Source organism: Streptomyces sp. NPDC051677, from assembly GCF_044453465.1.
In the GTDB taxonomy this organism is placed as follows: Bacteria; Actinomycetota; Actinomycetes; order Streptomycetales; family Streptomycetaceae; genus Streptomyces.
Window position 1 is genome coordinate 34,895 of the sequence record NZ_JBITCT010000005.1, and the last position, 25,105, is coordinate 59,999.

The following is a 25,105-nucleotide window of genomic DNA, read 5'->3' on the forward strand; positions in this document are numbered from 1 at the left end:
TGCGTCGGGGGCGCTCATGCCAGCTTCAGCGCCCCGGCCATCGTCGACAGCTGCTCGAAGGATCCCGTGCCCGCGACGACCGTGGTCGAGCTGCCGGTGTCCTGCAGGACGAGCGCGTCGTAGCGGCCGCCGGTGTAGCGGGTCCAGGTGCGGCCGCCGATCTGCTCGGTGACCTTGGTCGCGGTCGAGCCCTGACTGGCCTCGTCGATGAACTGCGCGCGCTTCTGAGTGGACTGCTCGATCGTCACGTACTCCCCGTCGGGGGCGTGGAAACCGAGGTGCCAGGCGTCGAAGTCGGCGCCCTGGAAGCGCACCGAGGTCGCCTTCCAGGCGTCGGGCAGACCCTCGGGCGCGGCCACCGGGTACGACGCCGCGCGGCGCGCCGTGAGGAGCTCGACGCGGTAGTCGACTCGCTTGACGTCGGGAGCGCGGTCATCGTGGGGAATGAAGAGGTATATGACCCACGCCGCGATCATGATCAGCCCCAGGGAGAGGATCATGTCCCGGGCCGTCTTCTGCTTGCCGTTCGAACCTGCCACGCCCCCTATCGTCGCAGGTGCCCGGCGCGCTCATCCGTGGGGTCCCCTGCTCATTTTGTCGGACTGACGATAGAGTCGAGGCTCGAACCCTCATCCGGCCGTCGTCGTATCAGTCAGAAAGGTGCGCTCCGATGACCGAGCATCATCACTTGCCGTCCGAACTGGACGTCCCCTCCGAGGCCCCCGACCGCAACCTCGCCCTGGAACTCGTCCGGGTGACCGAAGCCGCCGCCATGGCCGCGGGCCGCTGGGTGGGACGCGGCGACAAGAACGGCGCCGACGGCGCCGCGGTGCGCGCCATGCGGACTCTCGTCTCCACCGTGTCGATGAACGGCGTGGTCGTCATCGGCGAGGGCGAGAAGGACGAGGCCCCGATGCTCTTCAACGGCGAGCGCGTCGGCGACCAGACCGGGCCCGAGGTCGACATCGCGGTCGACCCGATCGACGGCACCACGCTGACGGCGAAGGGCATGCCGAACGCGATCGCCGTCCTCGCGGCCACCGAGCGCGGCGCGATGTTCGACCCGTCCGCCGTCTTCTACATGGACAAGCTCGTCACCGGCCCGGAGGCCGCCGAGTTCGTCGACATCAACGCGCCCGTCGAGGTCAACATCCGCCGGGTCGCCAAGGCCAAGCGGGCCACGCCGGAGGACGTCACGGTCGTCATCCTGGACCGGCCGCGGCACGAAGGCATCATCAAGGAGATCCGGGAGACCGGCGCGCGCATCAAGCTGATCTCCGACGGTGACGTCGCCGGCTCGATCCTGGCCCTGCGCGAAGGCACCGGCATCGACCTGCTGCTCGGCATCGGCGGCACCCCCGAGGGCATCATCTCGGCCTGCGCCGTGAAGTGCCTGGGCGGCGTCATCCAGGGCAAGCTGTGGCCCAAGGACGACGAGGAGCGGGCCCGGGCGATCGACGCCGGGCACGATCTCGACCGGGTGCTGACCACCGAGGACCTGGTGACCGGGGAGAACGTGTTCTTCGTCGCCACCGGGATCACCGACGGGGAACTGCTGCGGGGGGTCCGGTACCGGTCGGAGACCGCGACCACGGACTCGATCGTGATGCGGTCGAAGTCCGGGACGGTGCGGCGGATCGACTCCGAGCACCGGCTGAGCAAGCTGCGGGCCTACAGTGCCGTGGACTTCGATCGGGCCAAGTGACCCCGCGCCGCTGAAAGCCGGCGGAGAGAGAAAGCCGGCGGAGAGAACAGCAAAGAAGCAGGGCGCCCCCGGTGCGGAGGGGGCGCCCCTCGCTTCTCCGGGAGCTGCTAGCCCGCTTGCGCTATGCGGCCCGCCGCTCGGGCCGCCTTCTTGAGTTCCACGTCGCGGCGGCGGCGTCGGGCGAGGACCACACGGCGTTCTGCTGCGGTGAGGCCGCCCCAGACGCCGTAGGGCTCGGGTTGCAGGAGGGCGTGTTCGCGACACTCCACCATGACGGGGCAGCGCGCACAGACCCGCTTCGCGGCTTCCTCGCGGGAGAGCCGGGCAGCCGTGGGCTCCTTGGAGGGGGCGAAGAACAGGCCTGCCTCGTCACGTCGGCACACCGCCTCGGTATGCCAGGGAGCGTCTTGGTCCCTGTCGCGCGCTGGCACCCGCTGGGCCGGGACAGCGGCGACCTGCAGGGACGAATGCGGCGGTTGCAGCACGGGTCTACTCCTGACGACGGCTTCGCGAGCGAGAGACGATGCAGCAAGGCCTACCCGCTGTACGCGCGCCTATGCACAGGGTTCGCGACCGCCGGATCCTCCGCTGTCGGGGATGGCGCGTTCACGACCGTCAACGGTCCAGGTGTTTGCGCAAACTCTTGTCGACCTTGTGCTGAACCCGATCGAGAATGTCCGCGACGAGCTTGCCCCGCTTCGGCCGGCCTTCGATGTTGCCCAGTACCGCCCACCCGTCGACGTAGACCACGGGCGCGTCGGACTGGGGCGAATCGAGCGCGTCCACCTCGAAGTTGCCGAGCACCGCACCGCCGGTGCCGCGCAGCGAGACGTTCTCCGGGACGCGGACCTCGATGTTGCCGAAGACCGAGACCGCCTTGATCACGACCTGCTGGTATTCGAAGAGCGCCTCGGTGAGGTCGATCTCGACGCTGCCGAACACCGCGTACGCGTGGATACGGCGGCCCGCGCGCCAACGGCCCCTGCGGACGGCGCTGCTGAAGACCGCGACCACGTTGTCGTCGGGGTCGGCGGGGATCGCGCCGGCGGTGGGCCGGCTGGGCGCGGAGGCGGGGGCCGCGCGGCGCTCGTGCGCGGCGGGCAGGTCCCGGACGAACGCCTCCAGCTCGCCGACCGTCTTGGCGGCCAGGACGCCCTCGACACGCTCGGCGTGCTCGTCGGCGGTCAGCCGGCCCTCCGCGAGGGCCTCGCGGAGCATGTCGGCGATACGGTCGCGGTCGGCGTCGGAGGCGCGCAACTCGGCGGCCGGCGTGGGTGCGGCGGTCTGCTTCTGAAGGTCCACGACAGCAGCGTACCCACACACGATAGATCGCGATACCCCCATCGGACCGCGGGACGGACGTCGGGCTGTCGCCGAACTGAGCCTTACCTCACAGGCTCGGCGTCAGCGGCAGGTTCTACGCTGGTGAGCGCCCGCCAACGGAGGCGGGCGCCGTCTGTCGAGTGAGGAATGGGCGAGATGCCGAGTAGTTCCCCCCCACCCAACCCTGCGTTCGCGTACACCGATCTGCTCCCCATGGGAGAGGACACCACCCCCTACCGGCTGGTGACCTCCGAGGGTGTCTCCACCTTCGAGGCCGACGGGCGGACGTTCCTCAAGGTGGAGCCGGAGGCGCTGCGCAAGCTCGCCGAGGAGGCCATCCACGACATCCAGCACTATCTGCGGCCCGCGCACCTGGCCCAGCTGCGGCGGATCATCGACGACCCGGAGGCCTCCGGCAACGACAAGTTCGTCGCGCTGGACCTGCTGAAGAACGCGAACATCGCGGCCGCCGGCGTGCTCCCCATGTGCCAGGACACCGGCACGGCGATCGTCATGGGCAAGCGCGGGCAGAACGTCCTGACGGACGGCGGCGACGAGGCGGCCCTCTCCCGCGGCATCTACGACGCGTACCTGAACCTCAACCTGCGCTACTCGCAGATGGCCCCGCTGACCATGTGGGACGAGAAGAACACCGGCTCCAACCTCCCGGCGCAGATCGAGCTGTACGCCGCCGACGGCGGCGCGTACAAGTTCCTGTTCATGGCCAAGGGCGGCGGCTCGGCCAACAAGTCGTTCCTCTACCAGGAGACGAAGGCCGTCCTGAACGAGGCCTCCATGATGAAGTTCCTGGAGGAGAAGATCCGTTCGCTGGGCACGGCCGCCTGCCCGCCGTACCACCTGGCGATCGTCGTCGGCGGCACCTCCGCCGAGTACGCGCTGAAGACCGCGAAGTACGCCTCCGCGCACTACCTGGACGAGATCCCGGCCGAGGGTTCGCCGCTCGGGCACGGCTTCCGGGACAAGGAGCTGGAGGAGAAGGTCTTCGAGCTGACGCAGAAGATCGGGATCGGCGCGCAGTTCGGCGGCAAGTACTTCTGCCACGACGTGCGCGTGGTACGCCTCCCGCGGCACGGCGCGTCCTGCCCGGTCGCCATCGCCGTCTCCTGCTCCGCGGACCGGCAGGCCGTCGCGAAGATCACCGCCGAGGGCGTCTTCCTCGAGCAGCTGGAGACGGACCCGGCGCGCTTCCTGCCGGACACGACGGACGAGCACCTCGACGAGGCCGGTGACGTCGTGAAGATCGACCTGAACCAGCCGATGGACGACATCCTCGCCGAGCTGACGAAGTACCCGGTGAAGACCCGGCTCTCCCTCTCCGGTCCGCTGGTCGTGGCCCGTGACATCGCGCACGCCAAGATCAAGGAGCGGCTGGACGCGGGCGAGGACATGCCGCAGTACCTGAAGGACCACCCGGTGTACTACGCGGGTCCGGCCAAGACCCCCGAGGGCTACGCCTCCGGTTCCTTCGGGCCGACGACGGCCGGCCGGATGGACTCCTACGTCGAGCAGTTCCAGGCGGCGGGCGGCTCCAAGGTGATGCTCGCCAAGGGCAACCGCTCCCAGCAGGTCACGGACGCCTGCGGCACGCACGGCGGCTTCTACCTCGGCTCGATCGGCGGCCCCGCCGCCCGCCTCGCCCAGGACTGCATCAAGAAGGTCGAGGTCGTCGAGTACGAGGAGCTCGGCATGGAGGCCGTCTGGAAGATCGAGGTCGAGGACTTCCCGGCGTTCGTCGTCGTCGACGACAAGGGCAACGACTTCTTCAAGGACCCGGCGCCGGCCCCCACGTTCACCAGCATCCCGGTGCGGGGCCCCGGGCTCGGGTGACCCTCGGACGGACGCCCGCCCCTGATTGGCGCAGGGGCGGGCGTCGCGTCGGTTCGGAAGCCGGTGGTCAGCCGGCGCAGACGACGAAGCTGACCGTGTCGCCGTTGTGGACGATCGTCGGGGCGTGCGGGGACACGCCGATCACCGAGCCCGGCTTGCAGTCGCCGGCAGCCTTCTCGGTGACGGCGCCGAGCTTCGTCTGCGTCTTGAGGAGGTACGTCTTGGCCCCCTCCAGAGTCCAGCCCGCGAAGTCGATGGGGATGGTCGGGTCCTCGCCGTAGAGCATGGTCGTGGCGTCGCTCTTGGCGGCCGTGCTGGTCGCCGGGGTCGTCGAACTCCCGCCGCCCGCCGCCGAGGTGGCCAGGGCGGTGCCGCCGCCCGCCGCGATGAGGGCTGCGGCGACGGCGGCGATGCCGACGGTCCGCCTGCGGCGGGTGCGGCGCTCGATCTGCGGGGCGTCGAAGGCGGGGGTCTCGGCGGAGTCCGCGAAACGGTTCATGGCGGTCATCAGTTCCTCTTCGAAAGGCGTGCGGCCGGAAGGCCGTGCGTCGCCGTACGAGGTCATCGGACTCCTTCCGGGCGCCGCTGCGGTGAAGGGGCGGAGAGTGCGGGGAACTGGTCTCTGAGCTTCTCGATGCCCCGGGCGAGCTGGGACCGGACCGTGCTCGGCGAGATGCCGAGGTCGGCCGAGATCTCGGCGTCCGAGAGATCGTGGAAGTATCGCAGCACCACCACGGTCCGCATCCGCATGGGCAGTTGCTGCAGTGCGCGCACCAACTGGTCCCTGCTGTCGACCTGTCCGTACTCGTCGCCCGGGGCGGCCGGGTCGCCGCCTTCGGGGTGCGCAGTCGTGGTCAGGCGGCGGAACCTGCGCCAGCGGTCGTTGGCGAGGTTCACCATGATCCGCCGGACGTAGGCGTCCGGAGCGTCCTTCGCGGCGATGGTGCGCCACTTGCGGCAGGCCTTCTCCAGGGTCTCCTGGACCAGGTCCTCCGCCGCCTCACGGTTTCCCGTGAGGACGAGGGCGCCCCTGAACAACGCGGCCGACCGGGCGGTCACGAATTCCTGGAAGTCCGTCTCCACACGCTCCTCCCTTCCTGTCACCCGTCCTCGACGTGGGCGCCCCCTCGTCTGCTGCACCGCCGCCCTGAGACGTGGATCACATCCAGCGACACGTACGGGTGAAGTCCGGAACAACCGTGCCGCCCGGATCGCTCTACAGGCATGAGCGAATACCGGATCGAGCACGACTCCATGGGCGAGGTACGCGTCCCGGCGGACGCCAAGTGGCGGGCCCAGACGCAGCGCGCCGTCGAGAACTTCCCCGTCTCCGGGCAGCGCATCGAGCGCGCGCACATCGAGGCGCTGGCCCGGATCAAGGGCGCCGCCGCCAAGGTGAACGCGGAACTCGGGGTGCTCGACAAGGAGATCGCCGAGGCCGTCCAGGAGGCCGCCGGGGAGGTCGCCGAGGGCCGGTGGGACGAGCACTTCCCGGTCGACGTGTTCCAGACCGGCTCCGGGACCTCGTCCAACATGAACACCAACGAGGTGATCGCCACGCTGGCCGGTGAGCGGCTGGGGCGACAGGTGCACCCCAACGACCACGTCAACGCGTCGCAGTCGTCGAACGACGTGTTCCCCTCGTCGATTCACATCGCCGCCACCGCCGCCGTCACCCACGACCTCGTGCCCGCTCTGGAGCACCTCGCCGACGCCCTCACCCGCAAGTCGCAGGAGTTCGCCGACGTGGTGAAGTCGGGGCGGACGCATCTGATGGACGCCACGCCCGTCACCCTGGGCCAGGAGTTCGGCGGGTACGCCGCGCAGGTGCGGTACGGCGTGGAGCGGCTGCACGCCTCCCTCCCGCGCCTCGCCGAGCTGCCGCTGGGCGGCACCGCCGTGGGCACCGGGATCAACACGCCGCCGGGCTTCTCCGCCGCCGTCATCGAGGAGATCGCCCGGGTCACCGGACTGCCGCTGACCGAGGCGCGCGACCACTTCGAGGCGCAGGGCGCGCGGGACGGGATCGTCGAGACCAGCGGGCAGCTGCGGACCATCGCCGTCGGACTGACGAAGATCGCCAACGATCTGCGGTGGATGTCCTCGGGGCCGCGCACCGGACTGGCCGAGATCAGCCTGCCGGACCTCCAGCCCGGCTCGTCGATCATGCCCGGCAAGGTGAACCCGGTGATCCCGGAGGCCGTGCTGATGGTCGCCGCGCAGGTCGTGGGCAATGACGCCACGGTCGCCGCCGCCGGCGCGGCGGGCAACTTCGAGCTCAACGTCATGCTGCCGGTGATCGCCAAGAACGTCCTGGAGTCGATCCGGCTGCTCGCCAACGTGTCGCGGCTGCTGGCGGACCGGACGGTCGACGGGATCGTCGCGCACCGCGAGCGCGCCCGTGAGTACGCCGAGTCCTCGCCGTCGGTGGTCACGCCGCTGAACAAGTACCTCGGGTACGAGGAGGCCGCGAAGGTCGCCAAGAAGGCCCTCGCGGATCAGAAGACGATCCGGGAGGCCGTCCTCGACGGAGGGTACGTGGAGCGGGGCGACCTGACGCTGCAGCAGCTCGACGAGGCCCTGGATGTCCTGCGGATGACGCACCCGTAACCTTTCGCGCTCCGGCGCGCGAACCGTGACGCGCGCCGCAGCGTCGTATGTCCATGGCACCTAATATCTGTGCATGGCAGACGGTGGAGCGATGAGACGCATGGGAACGGGCGGTGCGGCGGTCTTCTGGGAGCCCGGAGACCGGATCCTGTGGCGCTACCGGGAGAACGGCGGAGCACGCTTCCACATCGCCCGCCCGGTCACCGTCGTGCGGGACGACGAGGACGTGCTCGCCGTGTGGATGGCCCCGGGCACGCAGTGCGTGCGGCCCGTTCTCGCCGACGGCACCCCGCTGCACCAGGAGCCTCTGCACACCCGGTACACCAAGCCGCGGACCGTACAGCGCGCCCACTGGTTCGGCACCGGCGTGCTGAAGCTGGCCCGACCCGGCGAGCCCTGGTCGGTGTGGCTGTTCTGGGAGCCGGGCTGGCAGTTCAAGAACTGGTACGTCAATCTTGAGCAGCCGCTGGCCCGTTGGTCCGACGGGGTGGACTCGGAGGACCACTTTCTGGACATCTGCGTCTACCCGGACCGCAGTTGGGGCTGGCGCGACGAGGACGAGTTCGCGCAGGCCCAGCAGGACGGACTGATGGACGCCACGGTCGCCGAACAGGTGCGGGAGGCGGGCCGCAAAGCGGTGGAGGTGATCCGCGCGTGGGGGCCGCCGTTCGACGAGGGCTGGCAGAACTGGCGCCCGGATCCGTCCTGGGCCGTACCGTTGCTGCCGGAGGACTGGGACCGTACGCCCGCGCACATGTCCACATGAGACCCTTGATGCGCCCCCGGGCAACAAACGTAGGATCGTCCTCCGCAAGGCACGCTGGCAGTAACTCCCGGAGCAGACGCCGGGTCTGACCGAACGTCACCGAGGGGCGGCAGGACGTGAGCGAGGGGTACGAGGGCAACACCAAAGGGACGTTCGTCGTCGGCCCCCAGGGTCGTGCGCGGGCCACCGGTGACACAGGAACAACCTCTGACCACGCGGGAATTCCGTTCCGGGGACACGTATTCCGGGTATCGGGTTTCCTGCGGGACCAACTGCGCGCGCGGCGTGCAGCCCCGGACGGACGGATTCGACACGCGTGACGGAGCAGCCCCTCTCCTACGAACGCCCCCAGGGCGTCGACCCCACGGACCCCCGTGGGGCACTCCTGCGTACCCCGGAGCCCGCTGCGGCCCCGTCCGCCTTACCGCCCGACGCCTCGGGTACGACGACGCCGTGCGGCAAGGGTGGAAAGGGCAACATGGGCGGCCAGAGCGGCCAGGGAGCAGCGGGCAAGGACACGGCCGGGACGGAGGCCGGCTCCTCCGCGGAGACCGAGCACTCCCAGCCGTCGGCGTCCGCCGAGCCGGACACTCACCGGCCCCGCCCGGTGCCCGAGTCCATCCCGGCCCAGCCGGGCACGGACCCGCACGCGGAGCGGGGTCCCGGCGGCCAGGAGCGGCGCGGCGGAGGGGCGGCGGCGCAGCCCGGCCGGCCCACGCCGATGCGGCGGGACGGTGACCGGCTGCGCTTCGTGGGCGCCGCGACCCGGCGGATCGCCCGCGGACTGGACCTCGACGAGATCGTGATGGGGCTGTGCCGGGCCACCGTGCCGACCTTCTCCGACGCGATCCTCGTCTATCTGCGCGACCCGCTGCCCGTCGGCGACGAGCGGCCGGCCGCGGACCGCATCATGCTGCGGCTGCGCCGCACCGACCGCATCCCCGAGGAGCGGGACACCGAGACGGGTTTCGCGGCGCTGGCGCTGCCGCCGCCGGAGCCGGGTGAGCTGACCGCCGAGCTGTCGGCCTCGATCGGGGACATGTGCGAGGTGCGGCCCGGCGGGGCGCTCGCGGAGGTGCTGCGCGGGGTGCGTCCGGTGTTCGCCGACAATCCGGCCGCGCGCGCCGCGCTGCCCGAACTCCTGGGCGAGGACAGCACCTTGGTCGTCCCGGGCGGCCAGCGGGCGATCCTGGCCCCGTTGCGCGGCCGGCGCCGGGTGATCGGCGCCGCGGTCTTCCTGCGCCGTCCGGAGCGCCTCCCGTTCGAGAACGACGACCTGCTGGTGGCCGCGCAGCTGGCCACGCACAGCGCGCTCGGCATCGACAAGGCGGTGCTGTACGACCGTGAGGCGTACATCGCCGACGAGTTGCAGCGCACGATGCTGCCGGAGACCCTGCCGCGTCCCACGGGCGTCCGGCTGGCGTCCCGGTACCTGCCCGCGGCGGAGACGGCGCGGGTCGGCGGCGACTGGTACGACGCCATCCCGCTGCCCGGCAGCCGGGTGGCGCTGGTGGTGGGCGACGTGATGGGGCACTCCATGACGTCGGCGGCCATCATGGGGCAGCTGCGCACGACGGCCCAGACGCTGGCCGGGCTCGACCTGCCTCCGCAGGAGGTCCTGCACCACCTCGACGAGCAGGCCCAGCGGCTGGGCACCGACCGCATGGCGACCTGCCTGTACGCCGTCTACGACCCGGTGTCGCATCGCATCACCATCGCCAACGCGGGCCATCCGCCGCCCGTCCTGCTGCATCTGGGCGGCCGGGCCGAGGTGCTGCGGGTGCCGCCGGGCGCGCCGATCGGCGTCGGCGGGGTCGACTTCGAGGCGGTGGAGCTGGACGCGCCGGCCGGGGCGACGCTGCTGCTGTACACCGACGGGCTGGTGGAGTCCCGGCTGCGGGACGTGGCGACCGGCATAGAGCAGCTGCGCGAGAAGCTCGCCGCGACCGCCCAGCTGACCGGGCCGGACCATCCGCCGCCCCTTGAGGCGCTGTGCGACGAGGTGCTCGACATGCTCGGGCCGGGCGACCGGGACGACGACATCGCGCTGCTCGCCGCCCGGTTCGACGGGATCGCGCCGAGCGATGTGGCGTACTGGTTCCTGGAACCGGAGGACGCGGCTCCTGGCCGCGCCCGCCGGCTGGCCCGGCGGGCGCTGTCCCGCTGGGGTCTGGAGGACATGAGCGACTCCGTCGAGCTGCTGGTCAGCGAGGTCGTCACCAACGCGGTGCGGTATGCCACGCGGCCGGTGACACTGCGGTTGCTGCGGACCGACGTGCTGCGCTGCGAGGTCGGGGACGACGTGCCCCAGCTGCCCCGGCTGCGGCAGGCCCGGGCGACCGACGAGGGCGGGCGCGGCCTGTATCTGGTGAACCGCCTCGCCCGGCGCTGGGGGGCCACGCGGCTGAGCACCGGCAAGGTGGTCTGGTTCGAGCTGAACCGGAGCTGACAGCGGCGGGCAGCCGCGAGCAGAGGCACGAGAGAGGGCGCCCGGAGATCTCCGGGCGCCCTCTGCGCTGTCGTGCTGCTCAGCCGAAGTCCGCTACTGGCCGAAGATCGGATTGTCCGGATTCGGCGATCCGGACGACGGATCGTCCGTGGTGGGTTCCGACGAGGTGTTGCCCGACGGCGAGTTGGACGGGGACGAACTCGGCTTCGGCGAGTTCGACGGCGACGAACTCGGCTTCGGCGAGTTCGAGGGGGACGAACTCGGCTTCGGCGAGTTCGACGGCGAGGAACTCGGCTTCGGCGAGTTCGACGGCGACGGAGACGACGTCTGGACCGCCGCGCCCTGGTCGGTCTCCAGGTCGAACTTGCTGACCTCGGTGGAGACGCCGAAGGTGTACGCCGCCCAGATCTGCGCCGGGAAGCCACCGCCGTTGATGCGGCCGTCGACCGTGGTCAGGCCCGTCGTCGCGCCGGTCAGCGTGACCTGGGGGTGCGGGGGCTTGGCCGACTCGCCGAACAGGCCGACCGAGGTGACCAGGTCGGGGGTGTAGCCGGTGAACCAGGCCGACTTGTTGTTGTCGGAGGTACCCGTCTTGCCCGCGACCTTCTGGCCCTTGCGCAGCGGGTTGTCCCGCACGGACTTCTTGGCCGTACCGTCGTCGACCACGCCGGTGAGCACCGAGGTGACCGAGTCGGCGGCCTCGCGGTTGATGACCTGCGTGCCGATGGGCGACGCGAGCTTGAACGTCGGGTGGAGGCTGTTCTCCGCCGACTTGATGAGCGCCGGGGTGACCTTCTTGCCGTGGTTGTCGAGGGTGGCGTAGACGCCGGCCATCTGCAGGGGGCTCGCGCCCATGGTGCCGAGGGTCTGGGCCGGGACCGCCTTCAGGTCCTTGGTGTCCATGCCGAGGTCGTCGGCGACCTTCAGCACCTTGTCCATGCCGACGTCGACGCCCATCTGCGCGAAGACGGAGTTGATGGACTTGTTCAGCGCCGTCTGGACGGTGACGGGACCGTAGTCCTGGTCGTCCTCGTTCTCCGGGGCGAAGCCGATGTCGCTGCCGACGACGGGGCGCTTGCTGGTGCCGTCGTAGATCGTGTTGGCGGTGATCTTGTCGTCCTTCTGCGTCACGGCGTTGTCGTTGAAGGCCGCGGCGAGGATCACCGGCTTGAAGGTGGAGGCGGGCTGGTAGTCGGTGCGGGTGGCGTTGTTGAGGTAGTGGTCGGTGTAACTCGTACCGCCGTACATCGCCTCGACCGCGCCGGTCTTCGGGTTCACCGACACCGCGCCGGCCTGGACGTCGCCGTCGACCGGACGTTTCTTCTTGTCCAGCTTGCTGGTCAGCTGTTCCTTGACCGCCTTCTCCAGCGCCTTCTGCTTGCTCGGGTTGATGTTGAGCTCGATGTTCCAGCCGCCCTTGTTCACCAGCGCCGCGGCGGCCTCGTAGTTCTCGGCGGTGCCGTCGGCGACGAGCTGCCTGGCGAGTTCCGTGTTGGCCGCGTCGACGAGGTAGCCGACCTGGCCCTCCTTGCCGGGGGCGGCCTTCGGGTCCTTGGGGATCGGGAACTTCATGGCGTCGCGCTCGGACTTCTTCAGCCAGTCCTGCTCGACCATGTTGTCGAGGACGTAGTTCCAGCGGGCCTGGACCAGGCGCTTGCCGGTGTCGGAGGCGGAGGTCCAGTCGTACTGGCTGGGCGCCTGGAGCAGCGCGGCGAGGTAGGCGCCCTGCTGGACGTTGAGCTTGTCGGCGTCGACGCGGTAGTAGGCCTGGGCGGCGGCCTGGATGCCGTAGGCGCCGCGGCCGTAGTAGCTGGTGTTGATGTAGCCGGCCAGGATGTAGTCCTTGTCCTTCTCCCGGTCCAGCTTCAGGGAGATGACCAGTTCCTTCAGCTTGCGCGTGACGGTCTGTTCCTGGGTCAGGTAGTAGTTCTTGACGTACTGCTGGGTGATCGTCGAGCCGCCCTGCGCGCCCTTGCCCATCAGCGTGTTGAGGACACCGCGGGCGGTGCCCTTGAGGTCGACGCCCGCGTCGTTGTAGAAGGTCTTGTTCTCGGCGGCGACGAAGGTGTGCTGGACCGGCTTGGGGATCGTGGCGAGGTCGACGTTCTCCCGGTTGACGTCGCCGTCGCGGGCGAGGATCGCGCCGTTGCCGTACTTGTAGACGTTGCTCTGCAGGTCGGCGTCGGGGTTGCCCTTGGGGATGGGCGTGCTCACGTACAGCCAGACGAAGGCGCCGATGACGGCGACGGTCATGAAGAGGAACGTGCCGAGGATCTTCTTCCAGGTGAAGAGTCGGCGTATGAAGCTCTTGTTCTTCTTGCCGGCCTTGCCCTTCGCACTCCTGCCGCCCTTCTTCGCGTTCCTGCGGGCCGCCGCGCGCCCGCCGGCCGCGGGACCGGTCTCGGGGGCGGCCTCGGAGGCGCTCCGGGTCGCGGTCCCGGTGGTGGTCGCGGTCGTGGTCCCGGTGGTGGGGGGCGCGACGGACTCTGTCTCCGTCGAGCGGTTCCTGGGCGCCGCGCGGCGGCCACCGCGCTGTCGCGCTCGTCTCTCTTCCGCTCGTCCCATGAGTCCGCTCGCTCCGCTTCCTACTCGGCAGTCACACCAGTGCCCGTGGGCAGGGGCAGGTCAGCTCAGAAAGCTAACACCGCTCTCTATGACGAGGGGCTGCCGATCCGGTGTTCGGAGGGCGTGAGAATGAGCACCCCGCCCGGTGGAACCGGCAGAACGTCCCCACCGATTCGACGTACGAGAGGGGTACAGGGTTGCCGCGACGCGCTAAAGTGATATCACTTAGCTAGACAGCGGCTAGCAGAATCGGCCGCAGGGCCGACCACACGGCCCGAAGAGAAGACGAAAGAGAAACGGGGACCCGCCATGACCACGCACACCTCCACATCCACCCCCGAGGTCGACGCACCCGAGATGCCGGCCCCACGCGTGCACGAGTTCCCCGCGCACAGCGTGGGCGGCGGGCTCGCGCTGCTGCTCGGGCTGGTCGGGCTGCTGGCCGGCGGCGGGATGATCGCCACGGCCACCGCCGTGACCGCGACCGGAGTCAAGGCGGTGCTGATCATCGGCGGCATCCTGGTCGCCCTCGCCGCGTTCCTCGCGATGTGCGGGCTGAACACGGTGGCGCCGGGCGAGGCCCGCGTGGTGCAGCTCTTCGGCCGCTACCGGGGCACCATCCGGGAGGACGGGCTGCGCTGGGTGAACCCCTTGACCTCCCGCGAGAAGATCTCCACCCGGGTGCGCAATCACGAGACGGCCGTCCTGAAGGTCAACGACGCCTACGGCAACCCGATCGAGCTCGCCGCGGTCGTGGTGTGGAACGTGCAGGACACCGCGCAGGCCAGCTTCGAGGTGGACGACTTCCTGGAGTTCGTCGCCACCCAGACCGAGGCCGCCGTCCGGCACATCGCCATCGAGTACCCCTACGACTCGCACGACGAGGACGGGCTCTCGCTGCGCGGCAACGCCGAGGAAATCACCGAGAAGCTCGCCATAGAGCTGCACGCGCGCGTGGAGGCGGCCGGTGTGCGGATCATCGAGTCCCGCTTCACCCACCTCGCGTACGCTCCCGAGATCGCCTCGGCGATGCTCCAGCGGCAGCAGGCGGGCGCGGTGGTCGCGGCGCGGCGGGAGATCGTGGACGGTGCGGTGGGGATGGTCGAGGCGGCCCTCGGCCGGATCGCCGAGCAGGGCATCGTGGAACTGGACGAGGAGCGGAAGGCGGCGATGGTGTCCAACCTGATGGTGGTGCTGTGCGGGGACCGGTCGCCGCAGCCGGTCCTGAACACCGGAACCCTCTACCAGTGACGGTTCCCTCCGGGGGTTCGGCCCCTCAAGGTCGGCCGCAGCGCAAGCAGATGCTGCTGCGGCTGGACCCGCTCGTCCACGACGCGCTGGCCCGGTGGGCCTCGGACGAGTTGCGGTCGGCGAACGCGCAGATCGAGTTCCTGCTGCGGAAGGCGTTGAAGGAGGCGGGGCGGCTGCCGGGAGAGACGGGACCGCTGCCCCGCCGCGGGCGTCCCCCCGGCGGCTCCGCCCCCAGGCCGCCGTCCCCCTGAACGGCCTCGCCTTCGCCTGTTGCAGAACGGTGACAACCGGCCCCCACCTGCGCACTCGCACCCCCTGCCGCGGCCTGTGCACTCCGCGTATACATGCCAGGTATACACCGCATGTACAGTCCTCCTCATGTCCATCGGTCACACCCTCCTGGGACTCCTGGAGTCCGGGCCCCGCCACGGTTACGACCTCAAGCGGGCCTTCGACGAGAAGTTCGGTCACGACCGGCCGCTGCACTACGGCCAGGTCTACTCGACGATGTCCAGGCTGCTGAAGAACGGCCTCGTCGAGGTCGACGGCATCGAGGCCGGCGGCGGTCCCGAGCGCAAGCGGTACGCGATCACCGACGCCGGCGTCACCGACGTGGAGCGCTGGCTCGGCACGCCCGAGAAGCCCGAGCCGTATCTGCAGTCGACGCTCTACACGAAGGTCGTCCTCGCGCTGCTCACCCACCGCGACGCGGCCGACATCCTCGACACGCAGCGGTCCGAGCACCTGCGCAGCATGCGCATCCTCACCGACCGCAAGCGCAAGGGCGACCTCGCCGACCAGCTGATCTGCGACCACGCCCTGTTCCACCTCGAGGCCGACCTGCGCTGGCTGGAGCTGGCGGCCGCGCGTCTCGACAAGCTGAAGGCGGCGGTGACTGCGTGAACGCTCCCGGGGGATCCCTGCTCGTCGCCGAGAACCTGCGCAAGGCGTACGGCCCGACCATGGCGCTGGACGGCGCCGAGTTCTCCATCCACCCCGGCGAGGTCGTCGCCGTGATGGGCCCGTCCGGGTCCGGCAAGTCGACGCTGCTGCACTGCCTCGCCGGCATCGTGACGCCCGACTCCGGCTCGATCCTGTACGACGGCCGTGACCTCGCGACGATGAGCGACGCCCAGCGCAGTCAGCTGCGGCGCTCGGAGTTCGGGTTCGTGTTCCAGTTCGGACAGCTCGTGCCGGAACTGACCTGCGTGGAGAACGTGGCGCTGCCGCTGCGGCTGAACGGCGCCCCGCGCAAGCAGGCCGAGCGCACCGCCCTGAGCTGGATGGAGCGCCTGGAGGTCGACGACCTCGGCAAGAAGCGGCCCGGCGAGGTGTCCGGCGGGCAGGGACAGCGGGTGGCCGTGGCGCGCTCGCTCGTCACCAGCCCGCGCGTGATCTTCGCGGACGAGCCGACCGGCGCGCTGGACTCGCTCAACGGCGAGCGCGTGATGGAACTGCTCACCGAGGCCGCCCGAACGGCCAACGCGGCCGTCGTCCTCGTCACGCACGAGGCCCGGGTGGCCGCCTACTCCGACCGCGAGATCGTCGTACGGGACGGGAAGTCGCGGGACATGGAGCGGGTCGTATGAACCTGCGCCAGTGGAATCGGGACCTGGGCATGGGGGTCCGGTTCGCCTTCGCCGGCGGACGGGAGGGCTGGGTCAGGGCCATTCTGACGGCGGTGGGCGTCGGCCTCGGCGTGGCGGTCCTGCTGCTGACGACGGCGGTGCCGAACGTGCTCTCGGTGCGGCACGACCGTGAACAGGCCCGGCTGGACTGGGCGTTCGGCGACTCGAAGCCGACCAAGGCGGACGACACCCTGCTGATCAGGGGCACCGACACGGATTTCCGCGACAAGAGCGTGCGCGGCCGGTTGGTGGAACCGGAAGGAGCACGCGCGCCGCTGCCGCCCGGCTTGAGCCGGTTCCCGGCGAAGGGCGACATGGTGGTCTCGCCCGCGTTGAAGAAGCTGCTCGCCGATGACGGTTCGGCGCTGCTGCGCGAGCGGATGCCGTACCGGATCGTCGGGACCATCGGGGAGAGCGGGCTGATCGGCTCCCAGGAACTCGCGTACTACGCCGGCGCCTCCGGGCTCGCCTCGCACATGGACGACGCCGGTGTGACCCGGCTGAAGGAGTTCGGGAACCCGAACCCGACGCACGAGCGGACCGACCCGGTGCTGGTCCTGCTGGTCCTCGTCATCATCGTGGTGCTGCTGATGCCGGTGGCCGTGTTCATCGCCGCGGCCGTGCGGTTCGGCGGTGAACGGCGCGACCGCAGGCTCGCGGCCCTGCGGCTGATCGGTTCCGACGGCCGGATGACCCGGCGCATCGCGGCGGGCGAGGCGATGGCCGGCTCACTGCTGGGCCTGGTCCTCGGCGCGGTCTTCTTCCTGATCGGCCGCCAGGCGGCGGGCACGGTCGAGGTGATGGACATCAGCGTGTGGCCCAGCTACCTCAACCCCTCCCCCGCGCTGGCCGCGCTGGTCGTGCTGGCCGTGCCGACGGCCGCCGTCCTGGTCACCCTCTTCGCGCTGCGCGGTGTGGTGATCGAGCCGCTCGGCGTGGTGCGCACGGCGAAGCCCGCACGGCGTCGGCTGTGGTGGCGGCTGCTGATGCCGGTGGCCGGCCTCGCGATGCTCTACCCGATGATCGGACAGGGCCGCGAGAACGGGGACTTCAACCAGTACCTCGTGACCGGCGGCGTCCTGCTGCTCCTCATCGGGATCACCGCGCTGCTGCCCTGGCTCGTGGAGACGGTCGTCGCCCGCCTCGGCTCGGGCGGCGTCGCCTGGCAACTGGCCGTACGACGCCTGCAGTTGAGCAGCGGTACGGCGGCCCGGATGGTCAACGGCATCGCGGTGGCGGTGGCCGGGGCGATCGCGCTGCAGATGCTCTTCGCGGGCGTGGACGGCGACTACACCAAGCCCACCGGCCAGGACCTCACCCGGGCGCAGATGCAGGTGCGGGTGCCGAACGGCGTCCCGATGGCCGCGACCGCCCAGAAGTTCACCGACACCAAGGGCGTCCGCAAGGTCACCGCCCTGTGGGAGGGCTACCTGGGCGACTCCTCCTGGCGGAGCGAGAACGGTCCGAACCTGTCCGCCGATCTGACCGTGGGCGACTGCCCGGCCCTGCGCGAGGTGGCGAAGCTGCCCTCGTGCAAGGACGGCGACATCTTCGCGCTCACCACCTCCGAGGACCCCACCGACGGGCCGAAGCTGAACAAGCCCGGCACGAAGTTGTACCTGGAGCAGTCCTCCCCCGGGGGCGGCGCGGAGGTCGTCTGGACCGTCCCCAAGGGCGTCGTCGAGGCCCAGTCGGTCAAAGGCCTGGTCGACTGGGAGCGCGGCGGCTTCCTGATGACGCCGAGCGCCCTGCCCAAGGCGGCCGACAAGACGGTCCGCGGTGAGCTGTACCTCTCGATCGACGAGTCCATGCCCGACGCGTACGAGTACGCCCGCAACACGGCGTACCACGTGGATCCGCTGGCCGACCCGATGATGTGGGCGTCCACCCGGCAGAGCACGAAGTTCACCTCCATCCGCACCGGACTGCTCGTCGGCTCCGCCTGTGTGCTGCTGCTGATCGGGGCGAGCCTGCTGGTCTCGCAGCTGGAGCAGCTGCGCGAGCGCAAGAAGCTGCTGTCGTCGCTGGTCGCCTTCGGCACCCGGCGGCGCACGCTGGGCCTGTCGGTGCTGTGGCAGACGGCGATCCCGATCGCGCTGGGTCTGCTGCTGGCCCTGGCGGTGGGGCTCACGCTGGGGGCCGTGCTGCTGAAGATGACGTCCACGCCGGTGGGCGTGGACTGGGCGAGCGTGCTGACGATGACCGGTTGCGGAGCGGCGGTCGTCCTGCTGGTGACGCTGCTGAGCCTGCCGCCCCTGATGCGGCTGATGCGACCGGACGGCCTGCGCACCGAGTAACCCCCGTCCACACCCGCCACGGCAGCCACACCGGACCACGGCAGCCACGGCGACCACGGCAAAGGCCTCTCCCCGCATCCGGGGAGAGGCCTTTGTGCTCAGCCTTCGTGCTCAGACCGGCCGCCACCGACGAGCTGTGCCCTTGCGACGGGACCGAGGGTGAGGTCACCCTGGACTCGATCAAGCTGCCGGCGGGGAGTGAACTGTCATGACGTTGGATGCGCTGACGTCCGCGATTCCGGACTACGCCAGGGACCTGAAGCTCAATCTGGACGCGGTCATCGGTCACTCGAAGCTGTCCGCACAGCAGCTGTGGGGCACCGTGCTGGTGACCGCGATCGCCGCGCGCTCCCCCCTCGTGCTGCGCGAGCTGGCCCCGGAGGCGAAGGCGAACCTCTCGGCGGAGGCGTACACGGCGGCCCGGTCGGCCGCGGCCGTCATGGCGATGAACAACGTCTTCTACCGCACCCGCCACCTGCTCTCCGACCACGAGTACGGCAACCTGCGCCCCGGTCTGCGGATGAACGTCATCGGCGACCCCGGTGTCGAGAAGGTCGACTTCGAGCTGTGGTCGCTCGCCGTCTCCGCCGTCAACGGCTGCGGTCTGTGCCTGGACTCCCATGAGCAGAAGCTGCGCAAGGCGGGCGTCGACCGTGAGGTCGTCCAGGAGGCCTTCAAGATCGCTTCGGTGATCCAGGCGCTCGCGGTGACGCTGGACGCGGAAGCGGTGCTCGCCGACCTCTCGACGTGAGGTTCACTCGCGCGTCGTCACCGGGGTGTCGTCGGCCGGGAGTTGCGGCTTCCGGTCCTGCGGCGCGGGGGCCTGCGCGGCGGCGGGGGCGGCCACCGGTGCGACACCGGCCGCGGTGGCCCCCCGTGGCCGCGGCGACTGCCGCAGGGCCTGCTCCCGGGAGTAGGCGTGCAGATAGCCGACCACGGTGTTCGTCACGGCCACCAGGGGCACGGCCACGATCGCGCCGCCGATGCCGGCGACCATGCCGCCCGCCGCGACCGACAGGACCACCGCCAGCGGGTGGACGCGGACCGCGCGGCCGAGGATGAACGGCTGGAGGATGTGGCCCTCGATCTGCTGGACGGCCAGCACCACCGCCAGCGTCATCACCGCGGTGAACACGCCCTGCGTGACCAGCGCGACCACGACGGCCAACGCGCCGGAGGCGACCGCGCCGACCAGCGGGATGAACGAGAACAGGAAGATGAACACGGCGAGCGGGACGGCCATCGGCACGTCGAGGAAGTAGATGCCGAGGCCGATGAAGATCGCGTCGATCAGCGCGACTATCACCGTGCCGCGCACATACGCCGTGAGCGTCGCCCAGGCCCGCGGCCCCGCTCCCGCCACGCCCGGCCGGGCCGCGGCCGGGACCAGCTTGAGCGTCCACTCCCAGATCCGCTTGCCGTCGTAGAGCAGGAAGAGCGTCGAGAAGAACGACAGGAGGATGCCGGTCAGCGCCTCGACCACGACGGTGACGCCTTCCAGGCCCACCGAGGTGATCGCGTCGGTGTTGTCGCCGATCGCGTCGCGCAGGTTCTTGGCGATGCCGTTGATCTGCTTGTCGGTGACGTGGAAGGGGCTGTTGAGCAGCCAGCGGCGCAGGTCGTCGATGCCGTCCTGGACCTGGTCGGAGAGGTTGTCGATGTTCGCCATGACCTGCCAGGTCACGAACCAGCCCATCAGGCCGATGACGACGAACCCGAGGATCGCCGTCAGCGCGGTCGCGGGCCCCCCGGGCACGCCGACCCGCTTCAGCCGGGCGACGGTGGGTTCGAGGAGCGCGGTGAGCAGCAGGGCGACCACGAAGGCCATCACGACGAGTTGGACCGCGCTGATGACCTTGATGAGGATCCAGACGGTCCCGGCGAGCACCAGCAGCCGCCAGCCGGCCTCGGCGGCCACCCGCACTCCCCACGGCACGGCCTGCGCCGGGTCGGGGCGCGGACCGCGCGGCGGGAGTTCCTCGGCCTCGGCGGGCTCCGGGGCGGCCATGGCGGTCTCGGCGGCGGCGGGCGGCGACGGTTCCGGCTCGGGCTCCAGGCCCTCGCTCTCCCGCTCGACCTCCGCGCGCCGTTCGTCGAGCCGCTCCCCCATTTCGGTCAGACCGGCGCCCAGCCGGCCGAGCCACCCTGGCACACGCGACATGATCGGTCCTCTTCCCCCGTCTCTCCCCACCACTCCCCCTGGAGTCGTCGGTCCCGGCCGTACCGACCGTACAGGGCGAAAGCCCCTCCCCCTATGACGGGGAGGGGCTGCGCAGGGTTGAGCGAGAGATGGGGCGCGGGCTCAGTAGGAGTGGTTTGCCTGCCAGTAGTCCCAGGCGCCGCAGGGGCTGTCGTAGCGCTCGTTCATGTAGTTCAGGCCCCACTTGATCTGGGTGGCGGGGTTGGTCCGCCAGTCGGCGCCGGCCGACGACATCTTCGAGCCGGGGTAGGCCTGGACGAGGCCGTAGGCGCCGGAGGAGGGGTTGACGGCCTGGTAGTTCCAGGTGGACTCGTGGTTCACGATGTTGCTGAAGCACTGGAACTGGTCGGCGGGCACGATCTGCCGGGCGATGGCCTGGACCTCGGCGACGGTGTACGACGACTGCTGGGTGAAGCTGCCGGGGTCCGCGGTCGAACTGGAGGCGGACTTGGTCTGCGCCTCGGCGCGCTCCTTGGCCGCCTGGTCGGCCTTCGCCTTGTCGGCGGCGTCCTTGGCGGCCTTCTGCTTGGCCACCGCGTCCTTGGCGGCCTGCTTGCGGGCCGTCTCCTCCGCCGACTTCCTGGCGGTGGTGTCCGCGGCGATCGCCTGCGCGGAGGCCTGCTGGGTCACGGACGCGGTCTGTACCTGGGCCTGCTGGCCTACCGGTAAGTCCGCGAGGAGGGTCGAGTCGCCCGCCGTCGCCTCGGCGTCGTCGTTGGGCTGCGCGACGCTGCCCTGGGCGACGCCCATGACGGCGCCGACAGTGGTGACGGCGGTGGCAGAGGCCACGGCGAAGCCCCGGGCCGATATCCGGCTCACACGGATTCCTTCTGCTGAGTGATCAGGTGGTCAGGGTGAGGGGGGATGAACGGCCGGGGCCGCACGGGTCCTGCTAGTACCAGTGGTTGGCCTGCCAGAACGACCACGCCTCGCAGGGGCTGCCGTACCGGCTGTCCATGTAGTTCAGGCCCCACTTGATCTGGGTGGCCGGGTTGGACTGCCAGTCGGAGCCGGCGGACGCGTACTTGCCGGCGGGCAGCGCCTGGAAGAGACCGTAGGCGCCGGAGGAGGCGTTGACCGCGTGGTAGTTCCAGCTGGACTCGTGGTCCACGATGTTGCTGAAGCACTGGAACTGGCCGCTGGGCACCATCTGCGCCGCCATCGCCTGGATCTGGTCGATGGAGTAGGAGCTCAGGATCGGGAAGTCGCCCGCGCTGCGGCTGGCCTTGGTCTTGGCCTCGGCGCGCTCCTTGGCCGCCTTCTCGGCGGCCTCCTTCTTCGCGACGGCCGTCTCGGCGGCGGCCTTGCGGGCCGCTTCCTCGGCGTCCTTCTTCGCGCCCTCGTCCGCGGCGATGGCCTGGTAGCTGGCCTGCTGCGCAAGGGACGCCGTCTGGACCTGGGCCTGCTGGCCCACGGGCAGATCGGCGAGGAGCGTCGCGTCGCTTGCCGTCGACTCTGCGTCGTTGGGCTGCGCGACACTGCCCGAGGCAACGCCGACGACGCTTCCGACAGCGGTGACCGCCGTGGCCGAGGCCACTGCGAATCCCCGGACCGAGATCCGGCTCACACGGTTTTCCTTCCAGCATCGCCCGCTTCGGTGACCCTGGCGGACGCAATCGTGCCCTTGACGCTGGTCTCCGAACTGCGGGGTCACGGGAGACACGGGCCCGGTGGGCAACTCCCGCTACGGGAGCGCCGCGTGTTGCTCGGGCGGCATACGACGGTCGGTATGGAGTTGAGGATGAAGCTCAAGTGGTTCTGTACCGCTGGGGGTACAGGTGTGTCGTATGCGGGGCCTGACAGGACTGAGACTCTGCCGTAACCAAACGCGCAAGGCAATTCCGAGTTGCGTGTGAAAGCTCACATCTCCTTTGCCCCCGGGGATTTCACGAAAGGCCCACACGCGAAGGCGCCGCCCGGCTAGGCTCACTGCCTTTGCCGGACGGCGCCAACTCACCTCAGCGTTTGTGAAGTTGTCCGAGCAGGGTCAGATCCCTCAGATCTGCCCGTCCTCCAGCATTTCGGTCACAAGCGCCGCGATCTGAGACCTCTCGGACCGGTTCAGCGTCACGTGCGCGAAGAGCGGGTGTCCCTTCAGTTTCTCGACGACGGCGACCACACCGTCATAACGTCCGACCCGCAGATTGTCCCTTTGCGCCACATCGTGGGTCAGAACGACCCGGGAATTCGCGCCGATACGGGACAGAACGGTGAGGAGAACATTCCGTTCGAGCGACTGCGCCTCGTCGACGATCACGAAGGCGTCGTGGAGGGAACGGCCCCGGATGTGGGTCAGGGGCAGCACCTCCAGCATCCCGCGGGCGGTGACCTCCTCGATGACCTCGCGGCTGGTGACCGCGGACAGCGTGTCGAAGACCGCCTGCGCCCAGGGGCCCATCTTGTCGGCCTCGGAACCGGGCAGATAGCCCAGCTCCTGTCCGCCCACCGCGTACAGCGGCCGGAAGACCATCACCTTCTGGTGCTGGCGGCGCTCCAGGACCGCCTCCAGACCCGCGCAGAGCGCGAGCGCGGACTTGCCGGTGCCGGCCCGGCCGCCCATCGACAGGATCCCGACGTCCGGGTCGAGCAGCAGATCGAGCGCGATCCGCTGCTCTGCACTGCGGCCCTTGATGCCGAACGCCTCCCGGTCGCCGCGCACGAGGCGCACGTTGCCGTCGGCGGTGACCCGGCCGAGCGCCTTGCCGCGCTCGGACTGGATGGTCAGACCGGTGTGCACGGGCAGGTCGGCGGCCTCGGGCACGTAGGTGTGGCCGACCTCGAAGAGGATGTCCACCTGCTCACCGGACAGGCTCAGTTCGGACATTCCGGTCCAGCCGGAGGAGCCCGTGATGGCGAGCTCGGCGCGGTACTCCTCGGCGAGGAGACCGACCGAGGACGCCTTGATCCTGAGCGGAAGGTCCTTCGACACGACGGTGACGTCGAACCCCTCGGCCTGCAGGTTGCGGGCGACCGCGAGGATGCGGGAGTCGTTGTCCCCCAGGCGGTAGCCGGTCGGCAGCACACTGGGGTCCGAGTGGTTGAGCTCGACACGGACGGTGCCGCCGAGTTCCCCGATCGGGATGGGGGCGTCGAGGCGACCGAACTTCACCCGGTAGTCGTCCAGCAGACGCAGCGCCTGCCGGGCGAAGTAGCCGAGTTCCGGATGGTGCCGCTTGGCCTCCAGTTCCGTGACCACCACGATGGGGAGCACGACCTCGTGCTCCTCGAAGCGGGTCATGGCGTTCGGGTCGGCCAGCAGGACGCTGGTGTCGAGAACATAGGTGCGCCGGTCTGGCATACGGCGCTTTGTGCTGGTCACCACGGAAGGACGTACCCCCTCGGATGAGGTCGGGGAGCGACGGAGTGGAGCTGGACCGGTTCTCGGCCGCCCTGCACGGGCCGAGAACCGGCCCCCCGCTGCTTCTTCCGTGCCGTGACCGCACGGTCGGGCTGGTGCAAAGGGCCTCCCGGGCGGACGGCCCCGTGCCGTCCGCTGAGATCCGACACCCGTGGTTCGGGCGTCGACCTGCTTGGCTTATGCCCTCGAACATGCGCCGCCATGCCACGGCATATGACGGCGCGCCGGTGAACTCCTCGTTACGTCCTTCGTTACTTCTGCCCCTGGCGACCCGTCGGCGACCCCCAGGAGACCCTGGCGGCCCGGCCGTGTCAGCCGCCGTAACGCCGGTGGCGGGCCGCGTAGTCGCGCAGGGCGCGCAGGAAGTCGACCTTGCGGAAGGCCGGCCAGAAGACCTCGCAGAAGTAGTACTCCGCATGGGCCGTCTGCCACAGCATGAAACCGGACAGCCGCTGCTCACCGCTGGTGCGGATCACCAGATCGGGGTCGGGCTGGGCGCCGGTGTAGAGGTGGCGGCCGATCAGATCGACGCTGACGGAGTCGGCGAGGTCCTCCATCGAGGTGCCCTTGTCGGCGGCGTCCACGATCATCGAGCGCACGGCGTCGGCGATCTCCTGGCGGCCGCCGTAGCCGATGGCGACGTTGACCAGTATTCCGTCGACGTGGGCGGTGGACTCCTCGGCCTCCTTCAGCGCGGTCTGCACATGGGAGGGGAGGATGTCGGGGGTGCCGACGTGGTGGACGCGCCAGCGGCCGTCGGCGGCGAGGGTGCGCACGACGTCCTCGATGATGCCGAGGAGCGGAACGAGTTCCTCCTGCGGGCGGTCGAGGTTGTCCGTCGACAGCAGCCAGAGGGTGACGACCTCGACGTCCGTCTCGGTGCACCAGCCGAGGAACTCCTCGATCTTGTCGGCGCCGGCGCGGTGCCCGTGCTCGGTGGTGGAACCCGCGGCCTTGGCCCAGCGTCGGTTGCCGTCCATGATGACGCCGATGTGCTTGGGCACCTGAGCGTGGTCCAGGTGACCTTCCACCCGGCGTGCGTACAGCCTGACCAGAAGGCCGCGCAGCTTGTCGCGCAGGTTCACGTGAATGTCAGCCCCTCCGT

Annotated in this window: 22 protein-coding genes; 11 read left to right on the forward strand and 11 right to left on the reverse strand. The window is 70.1% G+C overall.

The window, feature by feature from the left end:
• Window positions 1–14: 14 nt before the first annotated feature.
• Window positions 15–539, reverse strand: coding sequence for a DUF4245 domain-containing protein (locus ACIBAF_RS07285; RefSeq protein ID WP_399462147.1), 525 nt, complete (start codon window positions 537–539; stop codon window positions 15–17).
• A 131-nt stretch (window positions 540–670) separates the two neighbouring features.
• Here ACIBAF_RS07285 and glpX point away from each other — a divergent pair, with 131 nt between their 5' ends.
• On the forward strand, window positions 671–1,705 hold the full coding sequence (gene glpX, locus ACIBAF_RS07290; RefSeq protein WP_399462148.1) for a class II fructose-bisphosphatase: 1,035 nt from the start codon (window positions 671–673) through the stop codon (window positions 1,703–1,705).
• A gap of 107 nt (window positions 1,706–1,812) precedes the next feature.
• Here the strand turns inward: glpX and ACIBAF_RS07295 are convergent, their stop codons facing one another.
• Together ACIBAF_RS07295 and ACIBAF_RS07300 are read right to left on the reverse strand one after the other, a co-directional pair.
• Complete coding sequence (locus tag ACIBAF_RS07295) at window positions 1,813–2,190, reverse strand: WhiB family transcriptional regulator (protein ID WP_399462149.1); 378 nt, start codon at window positions 2,188–2,190, stop codon at window positions 1,813–1,815.
• A 130-nt stretch (window positions 2,191–2,320) separates the two neighbouring features.
• Entirely contained in the window at window positions 2,321–3,007 is a 687-nt protein-coding gene (locus tag ACIBAF_RS07300; RefSeq protein ID WP_399462150.1) for a DUF1707 domain-containing protein, read from the reverse strand.
• Window positions 3,008–3,184: 177 nt separating this feature from the next.
• Here ACIBAF_RS07300 and ACIBAF_RS07305 point away from each other — a divergent pair, with 177 nt between their 5' ends.
• Window positions 3,185–4,876 carry a fumarate hydratase gene (locus ACIBAF_RS07305; RefSeq protein WP_399462151.1) on the forward strand — a complete coding sequence of 564 codons (1,692 nt, stop codon included), beginning with the start codon at window positions 3,185–3,187 and terminating at the stop codon, window positions 4,874–4,876.
• Window positions 4,877–4,943: 67 nt separating this feature from the next.
• On the opposite strand, the gene ACIBAF_RS07310 is transcribed toward ACIBAF_RS07305, so the two are convergent.
• Together ACIBAF_RS07310 and ACIBAF_RS07315 are read right to left on the reverse strand one after the other, a co-directional pair.
• The gene (locus tag ACIBAF_RS07310; protein WP_399462152.1) at window positions 4,944–5,441 is read right to left on the reverse strand and encodes a hypothetical protein; all 498 of its coding nucleotides are present in this window, start codon (window positions 5,439–5,441) and stop codon (window positions 4,944–4,946) included.
• Window positions 5,438–5,959, reverse strand: a complete 522-nt coding sequence (locus ACIBAF_RS07315; protein ID WP_399462153.1) for a SigE family RNA polymerase sigma factor — start codon at window positions 5,957–5,959, stop codon at window positions 5,438–5,440. Before ACIBAF_RS07315 ends, ACIBAF_RS07310 begins: the two co-directional genes overlap by 4 nt.
• A gap of 141 nt (window positions 5,960–6,100) precedes the next feature.
• On the opposite strand from ACIBAF_RS07315, the gene ACIBAF_RS07320 reads away from it, so the two are divergent.
• The 3 genes from ACIBAF_RS07320 (at window position 6,101) to ACIBAF_RS07330 (ending at window position 10,701) form a co-directional block, all read left to right on the forward strand.
• The gene (locus ACIBAF_RS07320) at window positions 6,101–7,486 is read left to right on the forward strand and encodes a class II fumarate hydratase (protein ID WP_399462154.1); all 1,386 of its coding nucleotides are present in this window, start codon (window positions 6,101–6,103) and stop codon (window positions 7,484–7,486) included.
• A gap of 73 nt (window positions 7,487–7,559) precedes the next feature.
• Window positions 7,560–8,252, forward strand: coding sequence for a DUF402 domain-containing protein (locus ACIBAF_RS07325; protein ID WP_399462155.1), 693 nt, complete (start codon window positions 7,560–7,562; stop codon window positions 8,250–8,252).
• Window positions 8,253–8,568: 316 nt separating this feature from the next.
• Complete coding sequence (locus ACIBAF_RS07330) at window positions 8,569–10,701, forward strand: SpoIIE family protein phosphatase (RefSeq protein ID WP_399462156.1); 2,133 nt, start codon at window positions 8,569–8,571, stop codon at window positions 10,699–10,701.
• Between the two features lie 93 nt (window positions 10,702–10,794).
• On the opposite strand, the gene ACIBAF_RS07335 is transcribed toward ACIBAF_RS07330, so the two are convergent.
• Entirely contained in the window at window positions 10,795–13,266 is a 2,472-nt protein-coding gene (locus ACIBAF_RS07335; protein ID WP_399462157.1) for a transglycosylase domain-containing protein, read from the reverse strand.
• 309 nt (window positions 13,267–13,575) lie between these two features.
• On the opposite strand from ACIBAF_RS07335, the gene ACIBAF_RS07340 reads away from it, so the two are divergent.
• From ACIBAF_RS07340 to ACIBAF_RS07365, 6 genes are all read left to right on the forward strand, one after another.
• Window positions 13,576–14,517: an SPFH domain-containing protein gene (locus ACIBAF_RS07340; protein ID WP_399462158.1), complete on the forward strand. Its 942-nt coding sequence runs from the start codon at window positions 13,576–13,578 to the stop codon at window positions 14,515–14,517.
• Window positions 14,514–14,768, forward strand: coding sequence for a hypothetical protein (locus tag ACIBAF_RS07345; RefSeq protein ID WP_399462159.1), 255 nt, complete (start codon window positions 14,514–14,516; stop codon window positions 14,766–14,768). Before ACIBAF_RS07340 ends, ACIBAF_RS07345 begins: the two co-directional genes overlap by 4 nt.
• 127 nt (window positions 14,769–14,895) lie before the next feature.
• Window positions 14,896–15,420, forward strand: a complete 525-nt coding sequence (locus tag ACIBAF_RS07350; protein ID WP_399462160.1) for a PadR family transcriptional regulator — start codon at window positions 14,896–14,898, stop codon at window positions 15,418–15,420.
• The gene (locus ACIBAF_RS07355) at window positions 15,417–16,106 is read left to right on the forward strand and encodes an ABC transporter ATP-binding protein (RefSeq protein ID WP_399462161.1); all 690 of its coding nucleotides are present in this window, start codon (window positions 15,417–15,419) and stop codon (window positions 16,104–16,106) included. Before ACIBAF_RS07350 ends, ACIBAF_RS07355 begins: the two co-directional genes overlap by 4 nt.
• Window positions 16,103–18,442 (forward strand): FtsX-like permease family protein, encoded by a 2,340-nt coding sequence (locus ACIBAF_RS07360; protein WP_399462162.1) that lies wholly within the window; start codon window positions 16,103–16,105, stop codon window positions 18,440–18,442. The genes ACIBAF_RS07355 and ACIBAF_RS07360 overlap by 4 nt, the downstream gene beginning before the upstream one ends.
• A gap of 208 nt (window positions 18,443–18,650) precedes the next feature.
• A complete protein-coding gene (locus tag ACIBAF_RS07365; protein WP_399462163.1) occupies window positions 18,651–19,193 on the forward strand; it encodes an alkyl hydroperoxide reductase in 543 nt (180 codons plus the stop codon).
• Window positions 19,194–19,196: 3 nt separating this feature from the next.
• Here ACIBAF_RS07365 and ACIBAF_RS07370 read toward each other — a convergent pair whose 3' ends face one another.
• From ACIBAF_RS07370 to ACIBAF_RS07390, 5 genes are all read right to left on the reverse strand, one after another.
• On the reverse strand, window positions 19,197–20,603 hold the full coding sequence (locus ACIBAF_RS07370) for an AI-2E family transporter (protein WP_399462164.1): 1,407 nt from the start codon (window positions 20,601–20,603) through the stop codon (window positions 19,197–19,199).
• A gap of 141 nt (window positions 20,604–20,744) precedes the next feature.
• Window positions 20,745–21,461, reverse strand: coding sequence for a transglycosylase SLT domain-containing protein (locus ACIBAF_RS07375; RefSeq protein ID WP_399462165.1), 717 nt, complete (start codon window positions 21,459–21,461; stop codon window positions 20,745–20,747).
• A gap of 73 nt (window positions 21,462–21,534) precedes the next feature.
• Window positions 21,535–22,209 carry a transglycosylase SLT domain-containing protein gene (locus ACIBAF_RS07380; protein WP_399462166.1) on the reverse strand — a complete coding sequence of 225 codons (675 nt, stop codon included), beginning with the start codon at window positions 22,207–22,209 and terminating at the stop codon, window positions 21,535–21,537.
• Window positions 22,210–22,638: 429 nt separating this feature from the next.
• Entirely contained in the window at window positions 22,639–23,964 is a 1,326-nt protein-coding gene (locus tag ACIBAF_RS07385; RefSeq protein ID WP_399462167.1) for a PhoH family protein, read from the reverse strand.
• A 347-nt stretch (window positions 23,965–24,311) separates the two neighbouring features.
• Window positions 24,312–25,085 (reverse strand): isoprenyl transferase, encoded by a 774-nt coding sequence (locus ACIBAF_RS07390; protein ID WP_079660025.1) that lies wholly within the window; start codon window positions 25,083–25,085, stop codon window positions 24,312–24,314.
• Between the last annotated feature and the right edge of the window lie 20 nt (window positions 25,086–25,105).